The organism is Natronoarchaeum philippinense (assembly GCF_900215575.1).
Taxonomy (GTDB): domain Archaea; phylum Halobacteriota; class Halobacteria; order Halobacteriales; family Natronoarchaeaceae; genus Natronoarchaeum; species Natronoarchaeum philippinense.
This window is the reverse complement of record NZ_OBEJ01000002.1, coordinates 79,095-95,255: the sequence shown is the minus strand read 5'-3', so window position 1 is coordinate 95,255 and position 16,161 is coordinate 79,095. Positions and strand designations below refer to the sequence as shown.

Sequence of the window (16,161 nt, the reverse complement as noted above, 5' to 3'; positions counted from 1 at the left end):
ACGAAGAGTTGTCAGTTCCCGACCAACAGCGGGTGGCGTGATCGAAGTCCTGTGAGTAGTTCCTCGACATCGTCGTCGACATCGTCGTCGGGTTGGACTGGATCGAGGCCGTCGAACACTTCATGGACCATTGCGACTCCTTCGGCGAGTACGTCGAGACCGTACCCACCTTCGAGAACGAATCCGAGCGCGGTGTCGGTCTCGTCGGCAAGGTCGCGCAGGCGACCGGTGAGGACGCCGTAGCCGTCCGTCGAGACGCGGAGCCGGGAGATCGGGTCGTGGCGGTGGGCGTCGAAGCCGGCGCTGACCAGCAACAGATCGGGATCGAACGATTCGACGGCCGGTTCGACGACGCGCTCGAACGCCGCGGCGAAGTCGGCGTCGCCCGCGCCTGCCGGCATCGGGAGATTCAGCGTCGTCCCCTCGCCGTCGCCCGTGCCGGTTTCGCCGGAGCCGCCCGTCCCGGGGTAGATCCCCTCCTCGTGAGTCGAGCAAAACAGCACGTCGTCGCGCTCGTAGAAGATGTCCTGCGTGCCGTTGCCGTGGTGGACGTCCCAGTCGACGATAGCGACTGATTCGGCCGCCGTGTCGTCGAGGGCGTGCTGGGCGGCGACGGCGACGTTGTTGACGAAGCAAAAGCCCATGGCGTCGTCGACGACCGCGTGATGCCCCGGTGGCCGGCCGAGCGCGAACGGCGTCTCGCGACCCGAATCGCCGTCCATCGCGCGCTCGGCGGCCCACGCCGACAGGCCGGCGCTCTGGAGTACTGCGTCCCACGTCCCCTCGACGGCGACGGTGTCGGGATCCCAGTTCCCGCCCCCATCGGCGCAAAACTCCCTGACCTCCTCGACGTACTCACGGTCGTGGATCGCCGCCACCGTCTCCACGTCGGCCGAGTCGGCCTCGACGTACTCGACGCCGTGCTTTCGCTTTAGTCCCTCCTTGATGGCGCGCAGGCGGTCCGGCGTCTCTGGATGGCGGTCGCCGGTGTCGTGGTCGAGGCAGGTCTCGCTGTAGCCGAATCTCATCTCATTCGAACAGCTCGAAGTACGTTTGGATGTCCTCGTCCTTGACTGTTCGGCGGTCGGCGTGTCTGGCGAGCGTCGCGGCCGCGGCGGCGACGTTGTCGGCGTAGTCCTCCAGAATGTCTGCCAGCGCGATTCGGGCGTCCATCGCAACGCGGTAGGAGTCGTCGATGTCGATGCGCGCGATGCGGTCGACCGGCGCGATCGGCAGTTCGATGTCGTCCTTGTCGACGACGGTCTCGACGCCGAAGTCCTCGGCCATCAGCGTCTTTCGCCCGTCCTCGGTCGCGTGTTCGGCGGCGTCTACGGCGAGGTCTGCCCCGCGAAGCTGGATCCGGTGGGCCAGCTCCTCGGCGGCCTCGGCGCTGACTCGCAGCTCACCGGCGTTCCGACGAATGATCGTGTCCACGGGAGCAAACGGTAACTCGACGCTCATACCCAAATTCGGGGAAGTGGGACCCTTAACATTTTCCGTGCGCGTTTCCGGCGGGGAAACGGTCTGAGAACGCGTCGTTTTTCCGGGGATGCGTGTCGCGCGGTTCAGAACACGTCGTCGGCGTCGAGTCGGCCGTCCTGAAGCACGCCACGGGCCGTCACTTCCTGCCCGAGGTGAACGTCGGCGTCGGTCTCGACGCTGATCGTCTCCTCGCCGTCGTCCAGCACCACCGGTTCGCCGGCCTGCACGACGGTCCCGGTGAACTCGGTCTGCTCGCCCTCCGCGAGCGCCGCGCCGCCGCTGGCAGCGACCGCGGCGGCGCCGTCACCGCTGGCACTCGAACTATCCGAATCGGCACTCCCGCCGTCGGCGTCCTCGAACGAGCCGAGCGTCTGGTCGGCGCCGCTGTCGGCTGTCTCGGCACCGCCTCCGGCACCGCCACCGAGGTCAGCGTCGTCGAGCACCGTCACCGTCGACTGCCAGCCGGCGGAGGCTTCGAGATCGTCCTGCCAGCCGTCCTGAATCTCGACGTCGGCGAGCGCGACCTCGTCGCCGGGTGCGATCTCCTTGTCGGCCTTGTCGCCCCAGAGCGCGACGCGAATGTCGCCGCTGTCGTCCTGCACGCGAATGTTGCGGACCTGTCCCTCGCTGCCGTCGTCGCGGTCGAACGTCCGCTTGGGGTCGGCCGAGCGAACGACGCCGGCCAGATCGACCGTCTGGCCGATCTCGAGGGTCTCGATCGGCGTCCGGTCGGGCTCGTACTCGATCTCCTCGTCGATCTCCTCGACGGCGCCGCGGTCGCCGACGTGCAGTTCCAGCGAGCCGTCTCGCTCCCGGACGTAGCCGTCGACGACCTCGACGGACGTGCCGGGCTCGATCTCCTCGGCGCGGTCGGCGCGCTCGTCCCACATCGTGATCCGAATCTTGCCCGTGGGATCGCCGAGCACGAGGTTGGCGACCTTGCCCTCGCTACCGTCGTCGCGGTCGAACGTCCGGACGGGTTCGGTGTCGAGCACCAGCCCCGCCAGATCGACATCCGAGAGGCCGAGCGAGAGATCCTCAACCCGGTAGGTGTCGGTGATCGCCACCTCGACCTCGGCGTCCTCGTCGGGTTCGGCCTCGTCGACGCTGATCTCGATGCCGTTGAACCCCTCCTTGGGGCGGCCCTTGATCCTGAGCACGTCGCCTTCGCTCAACTCCTCCTCGACGGCCGCCGCGCGCTCGTCCCAGAACGCGGCCCGGAGGCTTCCGGTCTCGTCGGCCACTTCGACGTTGATGACCTGCCCCTCGGGCTGTTCGTCGTCGTCGCGCTCGAAGGTGCGCAGGTCACCGACATCGACCACCTTGGCGATGAACTTCACCTCCTCCATCCCCGGCTCGATGTCGGAGATACCGTTGACCTCCTCGTCGTTGACCTCGTGGGCGACGAGCATCGCCGCCGTCTCCTCGTCGGCCAGTCCACCCATCTGGTCGACCTTGGCCTCGACGGCCTCCCGGAACTTCTCCAGGTCGACATCCGCGTCGAGGTCTTCGTATACGTCCTCGATAGCTCCCATTCTAGTAGTCTGTGGTGGTGTGGGCTCCGGTTAAGCGTTGTCCTTGCCGGACACAGCGCCGCCCGCTTGCGATTCTGTGGTGTGCGTTCGGCGTCACGATCGTCGCCAGAGCGGGGCGTCTTCGGGGCACGCTACGGCGTCGCCGCGGGATCGAATAAAAAGTTGTAGCTCACTCGCTGTCGGCGTCCCCGGCGGTCACGTTTGCCACGGTCGTCGTCTCGCTCGCGCCCTCGTGGACGACCACGACGTTGCCCGGTAGCCCACCGTCGAACTCGGCCGTCAACGTGTACGCAACACCGGATATCACCTGCGTACAAAGCATATCCGTATCGGTCTGGACCGTCTCGACAACGAACCGGAGCTTGTCGCCGGACTCGTCGTAGGCGGCGCGTTGCACCGCGGCGTCGTGACACGGTGTCGGTGCCGTGATCGTCCCATCGACTGTCACCGATCCCTCGTCGAACGTAACGACGGCCTCGTGAGTCGCCTCGCTGTCCGTTCCGGTCGTCTCGATTTGGGTTCCAGCGAGCGACGGGGGATCGGTCGACGCTCCGGCGTCCGCGGCGTCGCCGTCGGACTCGTTACCGTTGCCGTGGGACTCGGTGTCGTTGCCACCGTCGGTGACTGCAGGCTGTGTGCCGGGCTCGGCCGTCCCATCCTCGGCCGCTGGTCGGTCCGCGACACAGCCGGCCAACGCCGTGGCGACGCCGACGCCGCCGAGTTGCCGGAGTAGTGCCCGTCGTTTCATACTCGACAGTACTGTAGACAATATAAAAGAAATGCTGGTAGCTCAAACGCCCGTTTGAGTGATCGATCCCGGCGACGGCACCGTCACGCACTGTCACTCCGCCCCCGTATCGTAACCCCTTTAAGTAAACGCCGGATACGTAGAGATGAGTCCGGGTAGGGTAGTGGACTATCCTCTTGGCTTGCGGAGCCAGGGACCGGAGTTCAAATCTCCGTCCGGACGTTCCTTCACTCCTTTCAGTCGTTCAGTCACGACCGGACGTGCTCCCGCTCGCTTCGCTCGCGGGGACTCCGTCCGGACGCTACATTTTGCGCGAACAACACGGTGAGCGCTTATGCGGCCGCGAGGAGATTTGAGCAGCGAGTGGGAGGTGAGCGAGCGGGGCGAGCGAACGGGAACGAGCGAGTTCAAATCTCCGTCCGGACGTTCCTTCACTCCTTTCAGTCGTTCAGTCACGACCGGACGTGCCCCCGCTCGCTTCGCTCGCGTGAGACACCATCTGATCGGAACGATCAGATGAGCCCCGGATTCGTTCCGAATCCGGGACTCCGTCCGGACGCTACATTTTGCGCGAACAACACAGCGAGCGACCTCCGTGTTGCTCGCCTCGTGAGCGTTCGGCGTCGTCACGACGCCGAGTCGCTGTCGCACCGTTTTTCCCCATCGGGACGAAACGGGTGGTATGACCGACGCACGCGCGGAGTTTCTGGCCGGACAGCGACCCGAGGACGTGGCTATCTACCTCGCGGACGCCGCCGTCGACGACCCCTCGACGCTCGATTCCTACGGCGAGCGGGTCGACGACGGGACGCTGATCGTCGTCGAGGGCGAGAAGGGCCGCAGCGCGTTTCAGGCCGCAACGGGGATGGACGCGATGGGATTCGCCAAACAGGCGATGGGTACCGACGGCGAGATTAGCGAGGACCTGACTGGCGGGGCTTGTCCGGAGGGCGAAGACCACGCTACGCGGTTCGTGTTCGCGTTCGCGGAAGAACAAAACGAGGAGGTCGGCGGGCTCTACGGCGAGGGCGACGTGATCCACGCGTACGCCCAATGCGAGTGCGGCACCGCCTACTCCCACAAGTGGATCGCCGGCGAGCGTTGAGCGGCGTTTAGTTCTCCTTTTCGTCGGCGTCTTCGGCGTCTTCGTCGTCGTAGTCGTCCGGAACGACGGTCTCGAAGGCGTCGAGGATCACCTGCTTGGTCGTGGCGCCCCGAGAGGTCCAGTGGTTGGCGTAGTCGAGCATGTCGTCGTAGATGTCGGGCTTGCAGCCCGCCGCCTTCGGGTGGCCGCCGCCGTTGACCTGCCCGGCGACTTCGTGGCAGCGCTCGAACTCGTCGGTGCCCCGGATCGACGCCGATCCCGCCGGTTTGACGATCACCGAGGCGTCGGCGCCGGCCTCGCGCATCGCTTCTGCGACCTCGTTTTGCGAGCAGCGGCCGTAGGTGACGCCGACGGTCCACGGGCCGATCTCCTCGTACTCGGCGCGGGCGACCGCCCGCTCGATCAGATCCTCCTTCTCGACGCGTTGTTCTTCGAGGAAGTCGAGCACGTCCTCGGGAAGGTCGGCGCCGTGTTCGAGCACCGTCTCGACGTACTCCTCGGGGTCGGACCAATAGGAGTAGTCGGCGAGGTCGTCGCTGCGGGCGTCCTCGCGGATCCAGAGGTCGTGGTCGCGGGTGACGGCGGCGAGGGCCTCGAAGTGCTCGGGGAACTCGTAGTCCAGTTCGCGCAGCGCAACGTCGGCGGTGCAGACTTCGTCGGAGTCGCCGACGACCAGTTCGACGCCGGCGTCCCGCACAGCGGCGGCGACGTCGTCGTCCCACTGGTGGTGGTCGAACCAGCGCACCTCGCCGGCGCGCTCGGTCAAGGCGGCGAGTTCGTCCTCGACGTACTCGAACTTGTCAGGACAGAGGTCACAGACGAACGCCCGGATGTCGTCGGCGCCGTACTCGGCGACGTACTCCATGCCCTCCTCAAGATCGTGGGGGCCAGCGGGCACGAGCGCGGCCTCGCCGTACACTTCCCGGAGCAGGGCGACGCAGGCCAGTCCGTCGGCGTCGGGGTCGGCGACGACCGCGACGCTCGCACCCTCCAGTTCCTCGGCTGCCTCTTGCTCTTCGAGATCCTCCTCGAAGGAATCGGGAACGAAAAATCCCTCGCCGGGCAGCACGGACTTACGCGGCGGGGCCAGCTCCTCGTCGTCGATAAGATCGTCGTCCATGTGGGCCGGTGGGGCCCGCGAACGCAAGAAGCCGCCGGTTGCCCGCGCCGCGGCGTCGGGACGCCGTCGCGTCGATCGGATCAGGCCAACTGGCGCACCGACAGCACCGGCACCGGACACGATCGAACGACGCGCTCGGCGACGCTACCGAGCAGGAAGCGGTGTTCGCCGTGGCGTCCGCGCGTGCCGGTGGCGACGACATCGGCGTCGATCTCGCGGGCGTAGGCCGAGATCTCGTCGGCCGGTCGCCCTTCGCGTACTTCGGTGACAACCTCACGGTCGGTCCGCTCGCGGACGCCGTCCAGCGCTTCCTGCCCGCTCTCTTCGAGCGCGCCGTGGAGGTCCTGTCGTAGTTCTTCGGGCGAGGCCTCGACCTCGCTCTCGTCGATCACGTACAGGGCGTGTACCTCGGCGTCGAACCGGTCCGCGAGGTCGAGCGCGACGTCGACCGCGCGCCGGACGCTCGCCGACCCGTCCGTGGCGACGACGACGGTGTCGATCATAGCAGGAGGTTTCGCCGCGGCCGGCATTAAACCTCGGACCTCGTCCCGGGCGCGGCGCCGCCGGACGCCGGTGCCGCACCGCGAGCGTCGAACGCCCGGCGAGCGCCGGGCGGGAGGGGAGAGTTTTTAGACCGCGACGCCACACGTCTACCCATGAATACGGAACAGACGGCTGGCGACGCCGACGCGCTCTCGGTCGAGCGCGTGCTCGTCCCCGTCGACGGCAGCGACGAGTCGATGCAAGCCGTCGAGTACGCCGTCGCCGTCGCCGACCGGTACGACGCCGCGCTGTCGGCCGTGTACGTCGTGGGCGAGGACGTGGTTCGCGGCCTCGAAAGCGGCGAGATCGACGAGGACGACGTGGCCGAGGACAACCGGGCGTATCTGGAGTCGGTCGCCGACATGGCCGCCGACGCCGACGTGCCGGCCGACACGACGATCGCGTTTGGCTTCTCGACGCGCCGGAAGACCCAGCACCCCGGCAGCGTCATTCTCGACGTGGCCGACGAGGTCAGCGCCGACTTTCTGGTGATCCCGAGAGAGCCAAACGCCGACGACGAGCCGGACGTGCTCGAAAAAGCCGCAGAATACACGCTGTTGTACGCCAGCCAGCCCGTGCTGTCAGTGTAGCTGGAGCGACATTTCTAGCTCGAAGCTCTCGGTGCCGCTACGCTCGAACCCGACATCCTCGTACAGCGCGACGGCGGCCCGGTTCCACCGCTCGACGGTGAGCCAGACGCGATCGACATCCTGACTCGCACCGTAGCCAAGCAGCGCGCGGATCAGCCGGCCGCCGATCCCCGCGCGCTGGTACTCTTGGGTGACGAAGATGGCGAGTTCGTACGCCTCGCCGCCGTCGGGCACGAGCGTCGCGTGCCCGGCGATGGCGTCGCCGTGCCACGCGACGACGTTGTGGCCCTCGTCGACGATCAGCTCCAGCCAGTCGCGGACCCGCTCCTCGGTCGAGGGCGGGATCCCCTGCGCGCGGTCGGCCGGGTCGAACTCGACGTACATCTCGACGAGCGCCTCCTCGTCGCCGGGCTCGTAGGGCTCGATGTCGATGGATCGACCTTCGCGGTCCTCGAAGGACAGCGGCGGCTCGGGGAAGTCGCCCGCCGGCTCGTCGGGGTAGATGCGGTCGTCACTCATCGTACCAGCTTGACCGTGACCTGCGCGTTCAACAGCACGAATTCGGTGACCGATCCGAGCTGGATCTTCCCCATCGGACTCACTTCGCCGCCGCCGATGACGAGCTGGTCGAACTCCTCGGCCTCGGCGATCTGTACCAGTCGGCTCCCCGGATCGCCATCGACGTGCCGGATCGTCGCGTCGACGCCCGCCTCGTCCAGTCGCTCGCGTGCGGTGGTCTCGGTCTCGTCGGGGTCGCGCTCCGCGCCGGGCTTCTCGAAGATGGCGATCGTCAGTTCGTCGTCGGTCTCGGCGGCGCGCGCCACCGTCTCGTCGAGGGCGCGCTGGGACTCGTCGCTCCCTCCGATCCCGAGCAGTACCTTCATCGGGTGGAGATTTTCGTGCCCCCATCAAAACAGTTGTGCTGATTGCTCGGAGCGAGGCGACGCCGCGAACGACTCTGATGCCCCCACGACAACGCTTTTGAGGCGGCCACAGCAACGTCTCGACATGACTGACGAGTCGCCGACGCCCGGCGCCGAGGACGATCTTTCTGCCGACCGCGCCGACGAGCGAGACGACGCCGCGGACCCCGAGGCGTCGACAGACGACGAGAATTCGACCGAGGTCGACACCCAGACGGACGCCGCTGCGTCGTCAGACGACGACGCCACTGCGGCCCAGCCCTCCGTGCCCGACCCCGAGGCGGCGTCCAGCGCGGACGACAGCCCCGACGTGCCGCCGGACGTGCAGAAGTACGCCCGTTTCAAGAAGATGGACGGCGCGCAGTACGAGCGGGTCAACGAGTTCCTCCGGGATCGAACGTACGTGACGGCCCGCGAGTGGGCGATCGCCCGATTGTGTGCCGACTTCCGGACCGAGACCGGCGTCGAGATGACCAAGATCGGCGAGAACCTGCCCGATCTCGTGCCCTTCATGACCGACACGTACACGCCCCAAGCGGTCAATCAGGCCCGAGCGTCGTTCGAGGAGAAGGTCCGAAAGGCCGGCGCGACCTTCCTCTACGGCGCGATGTGTGATTTCTTCACCGCCGAGGAGCTCGACGACGTGATGTATGAAGCCACCGAGGTCGCAAAGTTCCTGCTGGAGGTCGAGGGCGTCGATCTCACGGTCGAGGAGGAACTCGACGCCGAAGACCGGATCTCGGCGGTGATGCGAGACGTTCGGGAGTCGAGCGCCGAGTTGCGCCACGACCACGCCGAGTGTCCCGAGTGCGGGCACGACCTGACCGCCGACGACTGAGCCGATCGGCTCGGCGCCGGATCAGCGCACCAGATAGTACGGATCGGCCTCGATCTTCGGTTCCAGCGTGTCAAGCAGGTCGTCGGCCCGGACCGAGAGCACCGACAGGCCGTTGAGGTCGTACACGTCGAGGACGCCCTCGGTCATCAGGTCGCGTTGGATGCCCAGCCGATTCCAGTAGTAGACGTACTTGTTCTTGCTGTAGTTTCGCTGGACGATCTCCTCGCGGTCGCCGTCGGCGTACTCGACGGTGCCTTCGACCTCCATCGTCCGAGTGTAGGGCACGTCCAGCACGCGCTCGACGTAGTGGAGCTGGGTCGAGACGAGCCACGGCGTCCCGACGTTGAGGATGCGCACGCCGTCGTCATTGAGCTTGCCGAAACAGCCCGCCGGCGCGAACGTGTCGCGGTGGGTCCGATCCTCGAAGCGGTACTCGCCTCGAACGAGAATGGAGTGGAGCGGATCGCGGGTGCGGTAGTCGGCGTCCTCGAACAGCAGGCTCGAAAACGCACCCACGGCCGGCTCGGTCTCGGCGCGGTGAAAGTAGCCCGTCTCGCGGAACGACTGGGTGAAGCCCGGCGTCAGGATCGATTCGAATTCGGCGTCGAGGCGGTCGAGCAGGAACTCGTAGGGATCGCCGCCGAAGGCCGCGCGAACGTCGCTCAGCCCGGCGTGGACGAACACGGTTTCTTCGTCGTACTCCGAGAGAATCGACTCGAACAGCTCCGATGACGAGGGGCCGGTCGGCGTGTCGCGGCGCTTCCGAACGTAGTGCGTCGCGCTGCGCCAGAGCGTCTCCGGCAGGTGGGCGACCATCACCGTGAGCGTCCGCCCGGGCCGGGTTAGTTATAGAGCGATTACCGACCGACGCCGCGGCGTCCGCGCGAGCTATCGCTCCCGGACGTTCCGGCCGACGGCATCGCCGAACTCGCCGTCGCGGTAGACGACCTCGCCGCGCACGAGCGTCAACTCGGGGAACACGCCCTGTCGGCCCTCGAACGGCGTCCACTCGCACTTCGAGTGGAGGTCCTCGCCGCGGATCTCGCGGGCGTCCTCGGGATCGAACAGCACGAGATCGGCGTCCCGGCCTTCCTCGATCCGACCCTTGTTCGGCAGGTCGAACACGTCGGCGGGATTGGCGGCGATGAGGTCCCGGACGCGCTCGTAGGAAAGCGTCCCCTGCCGGGCCTCCTCAAGCAAGAGTGGGAGCATCGTCTCGACGCCGGGGACGCCGCTGGGCGCGTCCCAGAGCCCGACATCCTTCTCCTCGCGGGTGTGGGGCGCGTGGTCGGTGGCGATCATATCGACCGTTCCGTCCCGGACGCGCTCGAAGACCGCCTCGCGGCGCTCTTCGGATCGCAGCGGCGGATTCATCCGGCCGTACGTTCCGAGTTCGTCGGCGTCCTCACGAGAGAGAAAGAGGTGATGGGGCGTCACCTCGCAGGTTGCGCCGCCGGCGCTGGCCGCGTCGATCCCCTCGGGGGTGCTGGTGTGGGCGATGTGAACGGCCGTCCCCTGTCCGGTGCCGACCTCGACGGCGCGCTCGACCGCGGCCTCCTCGGCTTCGGCGGCCCGGAACGCGCTCCAGAGATCGGCGTCGGCGTCCCGGCCCGCGCCGCCGGCGTCGACACCCTCCACCGACGAGTCGAACAGGTCGGCGTCCTCGGCGTGGACGGTGATGGTCACGTCGTGCTCGGCCGCCCGCGCGGCGGCGTCATCGGAACGCTTCGCGTTCCGATTGCTGGTTGCGCATCGCGCAACGGCGTCGGCGAACAGGTCGGCGTCGATCCCCATGTCGCCGGTCGAGTCCGCGAGAAACACCTCGCCGAGCGCGAACAGCGGCCGATCGAACAACTCCTCGGGATCCCAGTCGGCCGTAACGCCGCCGTTGATGCCGTAATCGACGTACGACGCCGCCGCGAGGTCGGCCTTCTCGTCGAAGCCGGCGCCGTCGACCGTCGCCGGATCGGTGTTTGGTTGGTCGACGACCGTCGTCACGCCGCCCGCGGCGGCGCTTTTCGACCCCGTCTCCCACGTCTCCTTGTGCGAGTAGCCCGGCTGTCGGAAGTGGACGTGCACGTCGAGCGCGCCGGGGAACAGGCGCTTGCCCGCGGCGTCGATGTCCGGTTCGCCCGAGAGCGAGGGCTCGACGGCGTCGATCTGCCCGTCGGCGATCCGGACGTCGCGCTCGCGGCCGTCCGGCAGCGTGGCGTTGGCGATGAGCATACTCGCTCTCGTCGGGGCGAGCCCCTAAACGTCTCGGAAGTGCGACTCCGAGAGATATTCGACCGTCGTCGCGCGGTCCCCGGCGATAGCGTCCTCGATCGTCCGGGCGACCCGCTCGGGATCGGCCGGCCCGCCGGCGCCCGCCACGCTCCCCACGGTGTCGGGATCGAACGGCACGTCCAGCGCGTCGTAGATCGGGTCGAGTACGTCTGCGATCTCCTTCCGACCGTCGACCACGACGACGGCGGCGACGAGCGCGGCGTTCTGTTTGACGCGCTGGGCGACGCCAGCCACCTTACGCCCCGCGACCTGCAGCGAGTGGGTGCCCGGACAGAAAGAGTTCGGCGGCTCGCCCGGTTCGGCGTCGACGCCGAGGCGCCCCAGCGCGGTGCCGAGCCGGTCGAGGGCGTCGCCGTAGCGCTCTTCGAGACCCTGCCGAACGTCCTCGATCGGGCGAGCGTGTGCGACTGCCAGCGTCGTGCCGGTGTAGGCGACCGCCCGGCCGCCGACGCTTCGCTCGATCGGCTCGAAGCCGTGCTCGCGTGCGATCGAGCGCGCGAGGTCGTACCCCTCGGCGGTGGCGTCACGACGCCCGAACGCGATCTGTCGGTGCGGTCGCCAGACGCGCAGGGCCGGCTCGCCCGTCTCGCCAGCCCGTTCCAGCAACTCGGCGGTGGCATCGCGGTCGGCCTCGGGCGTCGCGGCGCGCCCGCGGAGCACGCGCATGGCCGAGACTAAGCACCCCCGGCCCCTAAGCGTGTCCGATGGCCGTCACGCTTCCCGAGTCGGTGCTCGCGCGCTACCGGCGGTTCTCGCTGTACAACTCGCCGTTCGACGCCCACGACCGGGGCTGTGCAATCGACCTGTATCCCGAGGCCGACCGAACGACGGCGCCGAGCCCCGTCGCCGGCGAGGTAGTTGACACGCGAACCGTGCGGGCGCCGCCGAAGCCCTATGCCGCCGAGCACGACCACCTGATCGTGATCGACTGCGGCGACCGCCTCGCGAGACTCCTCCACGTCGATCCCGCCGTCGAACCGGGCGATATCGTCGCGGTGGGGGATCCGCTCGGCGAACTAGTCCGGGCCGGCTTCTTCGCGCCGTGGGTGCCAAACCACATCCACTTGGGCTTCCGGCCGCCTGACGCGAACCCCTACCGCGCCGCCGGCTCCCTGCGCGTCGAACCGGCCGTCGGCGTCGAACCGCTGGCGTGGGACGGCACCGGCCGCGTCGTCGACCGGGGCGAGACGTTCGTCGTCCTCGACGAGCCAGCACACCCGGCGCCCGGAGAGCGATTCGTCGGGATGGCGGCAAGAAGTATCGACGGCGGACCGCTCGGCGCCCTCGACGGCGGCTTCCCGCACTACGAGGGCGGTGGGCTGCTGTCGGCGGACGCCGAAGCAGCGCTGAGCGTTGCCGGCGCCGGATCGACCGCGGCGTCCGAGAGCGAACGGGCCGTGGCGCTGGCTGGCGACCGCGTCGGCGTCCTGTCGAGCCTGCGAGACGGGGCTCGCCGAGCTTCGCTCGTCGGTGCCGCGGCGGATCGCCACGTCGACTGGGACGACGTAACCGTGCTGGCAAACGGCGAGCCGATCACCGGCATCGCGCTGTTTGCCGCCCGCGACGAGTTCGGCGCGAAGCTGATCTGTCCCGACCGATCGTTCGAGATCGGAGAGCGAGTGCGCGTCGACGTGGTGCGGCGTTAATTCGGCATCGGATTCGTGCAGACGGCGTTCATCCCGGCTCGGAACACTATAACAATTAATAGCTATAATCCACGATGCTAGTCATGGGGGAGACAGATGACTGACCGCAAGCGGTTCGACAGACGGACAGTTCTGCAGGCGGCCGGCGGGGGGGCTCTCGTCGGACTAGCCGGCTGCACCGATCAGCTCACGCCCGACGACGGCGGCGGTGGTGGTGGCGATCCCGAGTCGTTCCCGTCTCAGGACATCGAAATGATCTGCCCGTGGGCAGAAGGCGGCGGCACCGACCGCACCGCGCGAGCGCTGGCCGACATGGTGCAGGACGAACTCGACGCCTCGGCGTTCGTCACCAACCAGACCGGTGGCTCGGGGAGCGTCGGGTTCAACGCCATTTCGAACGCCGAGCCAGACGGGCACACCGTGGGGGTCCTGACGGTCGAAATCTGCACGATCGACCATCTCGGAGTCGCCGACATCAGTCCCGACGATGTCGCCGGCGTGATGCAGTACAACTTCGATCCGGCGTCGCTGACGGTCCACCAAGACGCGCCCTACGGCACGCTCGAGGAGTTCGTCACCTACGCCGAAAACAACCCCGGCGAGATCAGGGTGTCGAACTCGGGGCAGGGAGCGATCTGGCACCTATCAGCCGCCGGGTTCGCCCGCGAGGCCGGGATCGAACTCGATCACATCGGCTACGACGGCGCGGCGCCGGCGACCGAAGCGGTGCTCTCTGGCGAGGTCGAGGCCACCACCTCCAGCGCGGCGGAAGTGGCCCCGCAGGTCCAAGACGGTCCGCTGGAGATGCTGGCGTTCTTCGGTGAGGAGCGCCACCCGCTGTTCCCGGACGTTCCGACGCTTCAGGAGTCGGGATACGACTTCTCGATGGGCGCTTGGCGGGCTATCGGCGTCCCGACTGGGGTCGACGAGGCGATCGTCGGGCAACTCCACGACTCCTACCGCTCGGTCTACGAATCCAACGAGTTCCAGCAGTTCATGCAGGACAACGGGTTCGGGATGGTCTACCGGGATACCCAAGAGTTCGAGCAGTTCATGGACAGCGAGTACGAGCGGTTCGGACAGCTGATCAGCGAACTGGGTCTCGGCGGGTGATCCCGTCCGTCGAGCACCGTCCACCGCGGCCGCCGTCGCCGCAGACGCGAGGCGACCAGCTGCGGTCGAACAGCGATGATCGCCGCCGACCGATCGGCGGACCGAACGAGAGGTGACGATGCCAGTCGAAATCGGACACACTGACAAGATCAGTTCAGTACTGCTGCTCGCGCTCTCTGCGGGCGTGTTCGTCGTCAGCGGCGACTTTCCCCGCGGCCCCGGCATCACCGGCCCGGCATTCTTCCCGCGGGTGATCTCCGTCCTGATCGCTGCGTTCGCTCTCGCACAGCTCGGCAAGCGACTGTACGTCTCGCGCGTTCGCTCCTACGAGATCACCCACGAAGTGGCGGTGCAGGTGTTCGCCGTGTTCGGCCTCGTCGTCGCCTACGTGCTGGCGCTACCTTGGATCGGCTTCGTCCCGGCAACGATCGCCTTCCTGCTGGCGGCGATGTGGTACTCTGGCGTCGGGTCGCTACCCCGCGCGGTGGTCGTCGCAGTCGGCGTGACGCTCGCGCTGTACTACACGTTCATCGTGTTCTTGCGCGTCCCGCTCCCGGAGGGCGTGTTCGTTCCGGTACGCCCGTTCCTCCCTAGCGTCGTGGGGTGGTCGCCGTGAGCGTCCTCGGTGGCCTGCTCGACGGCGCGGCGCTCGTCTTCCAGCCGTTCGCCCTCACGCTCATCGTCGTCGGGGTGTTCATCGGCATCGTAATGGGGTCAATCCCGGGAATGACCGCGACGATGACTGTCGCGGTGCTGGTTTCGTTCACGTTCGGGATGAGCCCGACCGAGGGGATGATGCTGCTGCTTGGCATCTACGGCGGCGCGCTGTACGCCGGCTCGATCCCGGCGATTCTGATCCGAACGCCGGGGACGCCCAGCGCCGCGGCGACGATTTTCGACGGCTTCCCGCTCTCTCAACGCGGCGAGGCGGGCAGCGCCATCGGGATCGCCACCGTCGCTTCGTTCGTCGGCGGCGCGATCAGCGTCGTGCTGATCACGTTCCTCTCGCCACAGATCGCACAGGTCGCGCTGGCGTTCGGGTCGCCCGAGTACTTCGCACTGGCCTTCTTCGGGCTGACGATCATCGCCAGCGTCAGCGGCGACTCGATCCTCAAGGGGATGATCTCGGGGCTTCTCGGCATGCTGATTGCCACGATCGGACTGGATCCGAACACCGGCTTCCCGCGGTTCACGTTCGGCGTCACCGAACTGGCCGCTGGCGTCCAGTTCATCGCGGTGATGATCGGCCTGTTCGGACTCGCGGAGGGGCTGAACCGCTATCGCGAGGGGATCGGCGTCGTCGACGTCACGCAGCGGATCTCCGGTATCACGCCCGGGCTCAGCGACTTGCGAGAGATCCGCGGCGTCACGCTCGGGTCGAGTCTCGCGGGGTCGCTCATCGGCGCGATTCCCGGCGCAGGCGGCGACATCGCCGCGTTCGTCACCTACAACGAGGCCAAACGCTGGTCCGGCGACGCTGACCCGCCGTTTGGCGAGGGCAACGTCCGCGGGGTAGCGGCAGCCGAGTCAGGAAACAACGCCAGCACCGCCGGCGCGCTCGTCCCGACGTTGACTCTCGGTATCCCCGGCGACTCAGTGACGGCAATCCTCATCGGCGCCCTGATGGTTCACGGCATCCGTCCCGGCCCCGGGTTGTTCGAGACCAACACCGCGCTCGTGTACTCGATCTTCATCGGGTTCTTTGTCGTGTACGTGGTCATCCTGATCGCCGGGTTGCTCGGGGCGCACCTGTGGGTGCGGCTGATCAACTTCCCGGCGAAGTACCTCTGGCCGGTGATCTTCGTCCTCTGCGTCGTCGGTTCGTTCGCGCTCCGTGGGGGGATCTTTGATGTCTGGGCGATGGTCGCCGCCGGCGGTCTGGGCTACTTGCTTCGGATCGACGGGTACCCGCTGGCGCCGATGGTGCTCGGGCTGATCCTAGGGCCGATCGCCGAGTCGAATCTCCGGCGGTCGCTCGAACTGTCCGGCGGGTCGTGGGACATCATCTACACCAGCCCGATCGCGGCGGCGATCCTCGTACTCTCTATCATCTCGCTGTTCGCGCCGTTCTTGGCGGAGTACGCTCGGTCGGACTGACCCCACAGCGGCGTCCCGGTCGGTGCTACGGCGTCGCAGCCGACACCGGTTGCGGCGTCGCAACCGATCCCATCGTGGCGTCTGCTCGAACGAGTCCTGCGCGAAGTTGATCTGTCCAGAAGCGTCATTCGAGGA

18 protein-coding genes and 1 tRNA gene are annotated in these 16,161 nt (G+C 67.6%); 8 read left to right on the top strand and 11 right to left on the bottom strand.

The window, feature by feature from the left end:
- Window positions 1-11: 11 nt before the first annotated feature.
- The 4 genes from CRO01_RS07185 to CRO01_RS07170 all read right to left on the bottom strand — a co-directional run bounded on the left by CRO01_RS07185 (window position 12) and on the right by CRO01_RS07170 (window position 3,765).
- Window positions 12-1,028, bottom strand: a complete 1,017-nt coding sequence (locus tag CRO01_RS07185; RefSeq protein ID WP_097008466.1) for a histone deacetylase family protein — start codon at window positions 1,026-1,028, stop codon at window positions 12-14.
- 1 nt (window position 1,029) lies between these two features.
- Complete coding sequence (locus CRO01_RS07180) at window positions 1,030-1,461, bottom strand: histone (RefSeq protein ID WP_097008465.1); 432 nt, start codon at window positions 1,459-1,461, stop codon at window positions 1,030-1,032.
- A gap of 104 nt (window positions 1,462-1,565) precedes the next feature.
- Window positions 1,566-3,017 (bottom strand): single-stranded DNA binding protein, encoded by a 1,452-nt coding sequence (locus tag CRO01_RS07175; RefSeq protein ID WP_097008464.1) that lies wholly within the window; start codon window positions 3,015-3,017, stop codon window positions 1,566-1,568.
- 169 nt (window positions 3,018-3,186) lie between these two features.
- The gene (locus CRO01_RS07170) at window positions 3,187-3,765 is read right to left on the bottom strand and encodes a hypothetical protein (protein WP_097008463.1); all 579 of its coding nucleotides are present in this window, start codon (window positions 3,763-3,765) and stop codon (window positions 3,187-3,189) included.
- A gap of 149 nt (window positions 3,766-3,914) precedes the next feature.
- Between CRO01_RS07170 and CRO01_RS07165 the strand changes: the two genes are divergently transcribed.
- A tRNA-Arg gene (locus CRO01_RS07165) sits at window positions 3,915-3,987 on the top strand.
- A 460-nt stretch (window positions 3,988-4,447) separates the two neighbouring features.
- Entirely contained in the window at window positions 4,448-4,870 is a 423-nt protein-coding gene (locus CRO01_RS07160) for a DUF5807 family protein (protein WP_097008462.1), read from the top strand.
- A 7-nt stretch (window positions 4,871-4,877) separates the two neighbouring features.
- On the opposite strand, the gene CRO01_RS07155 is transcribed toward CRO01_RS07160, so the two are convergent.
- Window positions 4,878-5,990 (bottom strand): DHH family phosphoesterase, encoded by a 1,113-nt coding sequence (locus CRO01_RS07155; protein WP_097008461.1) that lies wholly within the window; start codon window positions 5,988-5,990, stop codon window positions 4,878-4,880.
- A gap of 80 nt (window positions 5,991-6,070) precedes the next feature.
- Window positions 6,071-6,493, bottom strand: a complete 423-nt coding sequence (locus CRO01_RS07150; protein ID WP_097008460.1) for a universal stress protein — start codon at window positions 6,491-6,493, stop codon at window positions 6,071-6,073.
- Window positions 6,494-6,646: 153 nt separating this feature from the next.
- Between CRO01_RS07150 and CRO01_RS07145 the strand changes: the two genes are divergently transcribed.
- Window positions 6,647-7,123, top strand: a complete 477-nt coding sequence (locus CRO01_RS07145; protein ID WP_097008459.1) for a universal stress protein — start codon at window positions 6,647-6,649, stop codon at window positions 7,121-7,123.
- On the opposite strand, the gene CRO01_RS07140 is transcribed toward CRO01_RS07145, so the two are convergent.
- Window positions 7,115-7,642, bottom strand: coding sequence for a GNAT family N-acetyltransferase (locus CRO01_RS07140; protein ID WP_097008458.1), 528 nt, complete (start codon window positions 7,640-7,642; stop codon window positions 7,115-7,117). The two genes, CRO01_RS07145 and CRO01_RS07140, sit on opposite strands and share 9 nt — an antisense overlap.
- Window positions 7,639-8,007: a universal stress protein gene (locus CRO01_RS07135; protein WP_097008457.1), complete on the bottom strand. Its 369-nt coding sequence runs from the start codon at window positions 8,005-8,007 to the stop codon at window positions 7,639-7,641. The genes CRO01_RS07140 and CRO01_RS07135 overlap by 4 nt, the downstream gene beginning before the upstream one ends.
- Before the next feature lie 124 nt (window positions 8,008-8,131).
- Here CRO01_RS07135 and CRO01_RS07130 point away from each other — a divergent pair, with 124 nt between their 5' ends.
- On the top strand, window positions 8,132-8,884 hold the full coding sequence (locus CRO01_RS07130) for a DUF5806 family protein (RefSeq protein ID WP_097008456.1): 753 nt from the start codon (window positions 8,132-8,134) through the stop codon (window positions 8,882-8,884).
- Between the two features lie 21 nt (window positions 8,885-8,905).
- Here the strand turns inward: CRO01_RS07130 and CRO01_RS07125 are convergent, their stop codons facing one another.
- From CRO01_RS07125 to CRO01_RS07115, 3 genes are all read right to left on the bottom strand, one after another.
- Window positions 8,906-9,700 carry an AAC(3) family N-acetyltransferase gene (locus CRO01_RS07125; protein ID WP_097008455.1) on the bottom strand — a complete coding sequence of 265 codons (795 nt, stop codon included), beginning with the start codon at window positions 9,698-9,700 and terminating at the stop codon, window positions 8,906-8,908.
- Between the two features lie 72 nt (window positions 9,701-9,772).
- On the bottom strand, window positions 9,773-11,110 hold the full coding sequence (locus CRO01_RS07120; protein WP_097008454.1) for a dihydroorotase: 1,338 nt from the start codon (window positions 11,108-11,110) through the stop codon (window positions 9,773-9,775).
- A 24-nt stretch (window positions 11,111-11,134) separates the two neighbouring features.
- The gene (locus CRO01_RS07115; protein WP_097008453.1) at window positions 11,135-11,836 is read right to left on the bottom strand and encodes a lipoate--protein ligase family protein; all 702 of its coding nucleotides are present in this window, start codon (window positions 11,834-11,836) and stop codon (window positions 11,135-11,137) included.
- A gap of 38 nt (window positions 11,837-11,874) precedes the next feature.
- Between CRO01_RS07115 and CRO01_RS07110 the strand changes: the two genes are divergently transcribed.
- From CRO01_RS07110 to CRO01_RS07095, 4 genes are all read left to right on the top strand, one after another.
- Window positions 11,875-12,816, top strand: a complete 942-nt coding sequence (locus tag CRO01_RS07110) for a hypothetical protein (protein ID WP_097008452.1) — start codon at window positions 11,875-11,877, stop codon at window positions 12,814-12,816.
- Window positions 12,817-12,912: 96 nt separating this feature from the next.
- A complete protein-coding gene (locus CRO01_RS07105) occupies window positions 12,913-13,929 on the top strand; it encodes a tripartite tricarboxylate transporter substrate binding protein (protein ID WP_097008451.1) in 1,017 nt (338 codons plus the stop codon).
- A 118-nt stretch (window positions 13,930-14,047) separates the two neighbouring features.
- Window positions 14,048-14,545: a tripartite tricarboxylate transporter TctB family protein gene (locus tag CRO01_RS07100; RefSeq protein WP_097008450.1), complete on the top strand. Its 498-nt coding sequence runs from the start codon at window positions 14,048-14,050 to the stop codon at window positions 14,543-14,545.
- Window positions 14,542-16,026 carry a tripartite tricarboxylate transporter permease gene (locus CRO01_RS07095; RefSeq protein ID WP_097009148.1) on the top strand — a complete coding sequence of 495 codons (1,485 nt, stop codon included), beginning with the start codon at window positions 14,542-14,544 and terminating at the stop codon, window positions 16,024-16,026. The genes CRO01_RS07100 and CRO01_RS07095 overlap by 4 nt, the downstream gene beginning before the upstream one ends.
- Window positions 16,027-16,161: the final 135 nt, after the last annotated feature.

Excerpts from the sequence above, each read along its gene's own strand:
- CRO01_RS07185 (WP_097008466.1), bottom strand. The coding sequence starts at position 1,028 with ATGAGATTCGGCTACAGCGAGACCTGCCTCGACCACGACACCGGCGAC.
- CRO01_RS07180 (WP_097008465.1), bottom strand. The coding sequence starts at position 1,461 with ATGAGCGTCGAGTTACCGTTTGCTCCCGTGGACACGATCATTCGTCGG.
- CRO01_RS07175 (WP_097008464.1), bottom strand. The coding sequence starts at position 3,017 with ATGGGAGCTATCGAGGACGTATACGAAGACCTCGACGCGGATGTCGAC.
- CRO01_RS07170 (WP_097008463.1), bottom strand. The coding sequence starts at position 3,765 with ATGAAACGACGGGCACTACTCCGGCAACTCGGCGGCGTCGGCGTCGCC.
- CRO01_RS07160 (WP_097008462.1), top strand. The coding sequence starts at position 4,448 with ATGACCGACGCACGCGCGGAGTTTCTGGCCGGACAGCGACCCGAGGAC.
- CRO01_RS07155 (WP_097008461.1), bottom strand. The coding sequence starts at position 5,990 with ATGGACGACGATCTTATCGACGACGAGGAGCTGGCCCCGCCGCGTAAG.
- CRO01_RS07150 (WP_097008460.1), bottom strand. The coding sequence starts at position 6,493 with ATGATCGACACCGTCGTCGTCGCCACGGACGGGTCGGCGAGCGTCCGG.
- CRO01_RS07145 (WP_097008459.1), top strand. The coding sequence starts at position 6,647 with ATGAATACGGAACAGACGGCTGGCGACGCCGACGCGCTCTCGGTCGAG.
- CRO01_RS07140 (WP_097008458.1), bottom strand. The coding sequence starts at position 7,642 with ATGAGTGACGACCGCATCTACCCCGACGAGCCGGCGGGCGACTTCCCC.
- CRO01_RS07135 (WP_097008457.1), bottom strand. The coding sequence starts at position 8,007 with ATGAAGGTACTGCTCGGGATCGGAGGGAGCGACGAGTCCCAGCGCGCC.
- CRO01_RS07130 (WP_097008456.1), top strand. The coding sequence starts at position 8,132 with ATGACTGACGAGTCGCCGACGCCCGGCGCCGAGGACGATCTTTCTGCC.
- CRO01_RS07125 (WP_097008455.1), bottom strand. The coding sequence starts at position 9,700 with ATGGTCGCCCACCTGCCGGAGACGCTCTGGCGCAGCGCGACGCACTAC.
- CRO01_RS07120 (WP_097008454.1), bottom strand. The coding sequence starts at position 11,110 with ATGCTCATCGCCAACGCCACGCTGCCGGACGGCCGCGAGCGCGACGTC.
- CRO01_RS07115 (WP_097008453.1), bottom strand. The coding sequence starts at position 11,836 with ATGCGCGTGCTCCGCGGGCGCGCCGCGACGCCCGAGGCCGACCGCGAT.
- CRO01_RS07110 (WP_097008452.1), top strand. The coding sequence starts at position 11,875 with ATGGCCGTCACGCTTCCCGAGTCGGTGCTCGCGCGCTACCGGCGGTTC.
- CRO01_RS07105 (WP_097008451.1), top strand. The coding sequence starts at position 12,913 with ATGACTGACCGCAAGCGGTTCGACAGACGGACAGTTCTGCAGGCGGCC.
- CRO01_RS07100 (WP_097008450.1), top strand. The coding sequence starts at position 14,048 with ATGCCAGTCGAAATCGGACACACTGACAAGATCAGTTCAGTACTGCTG.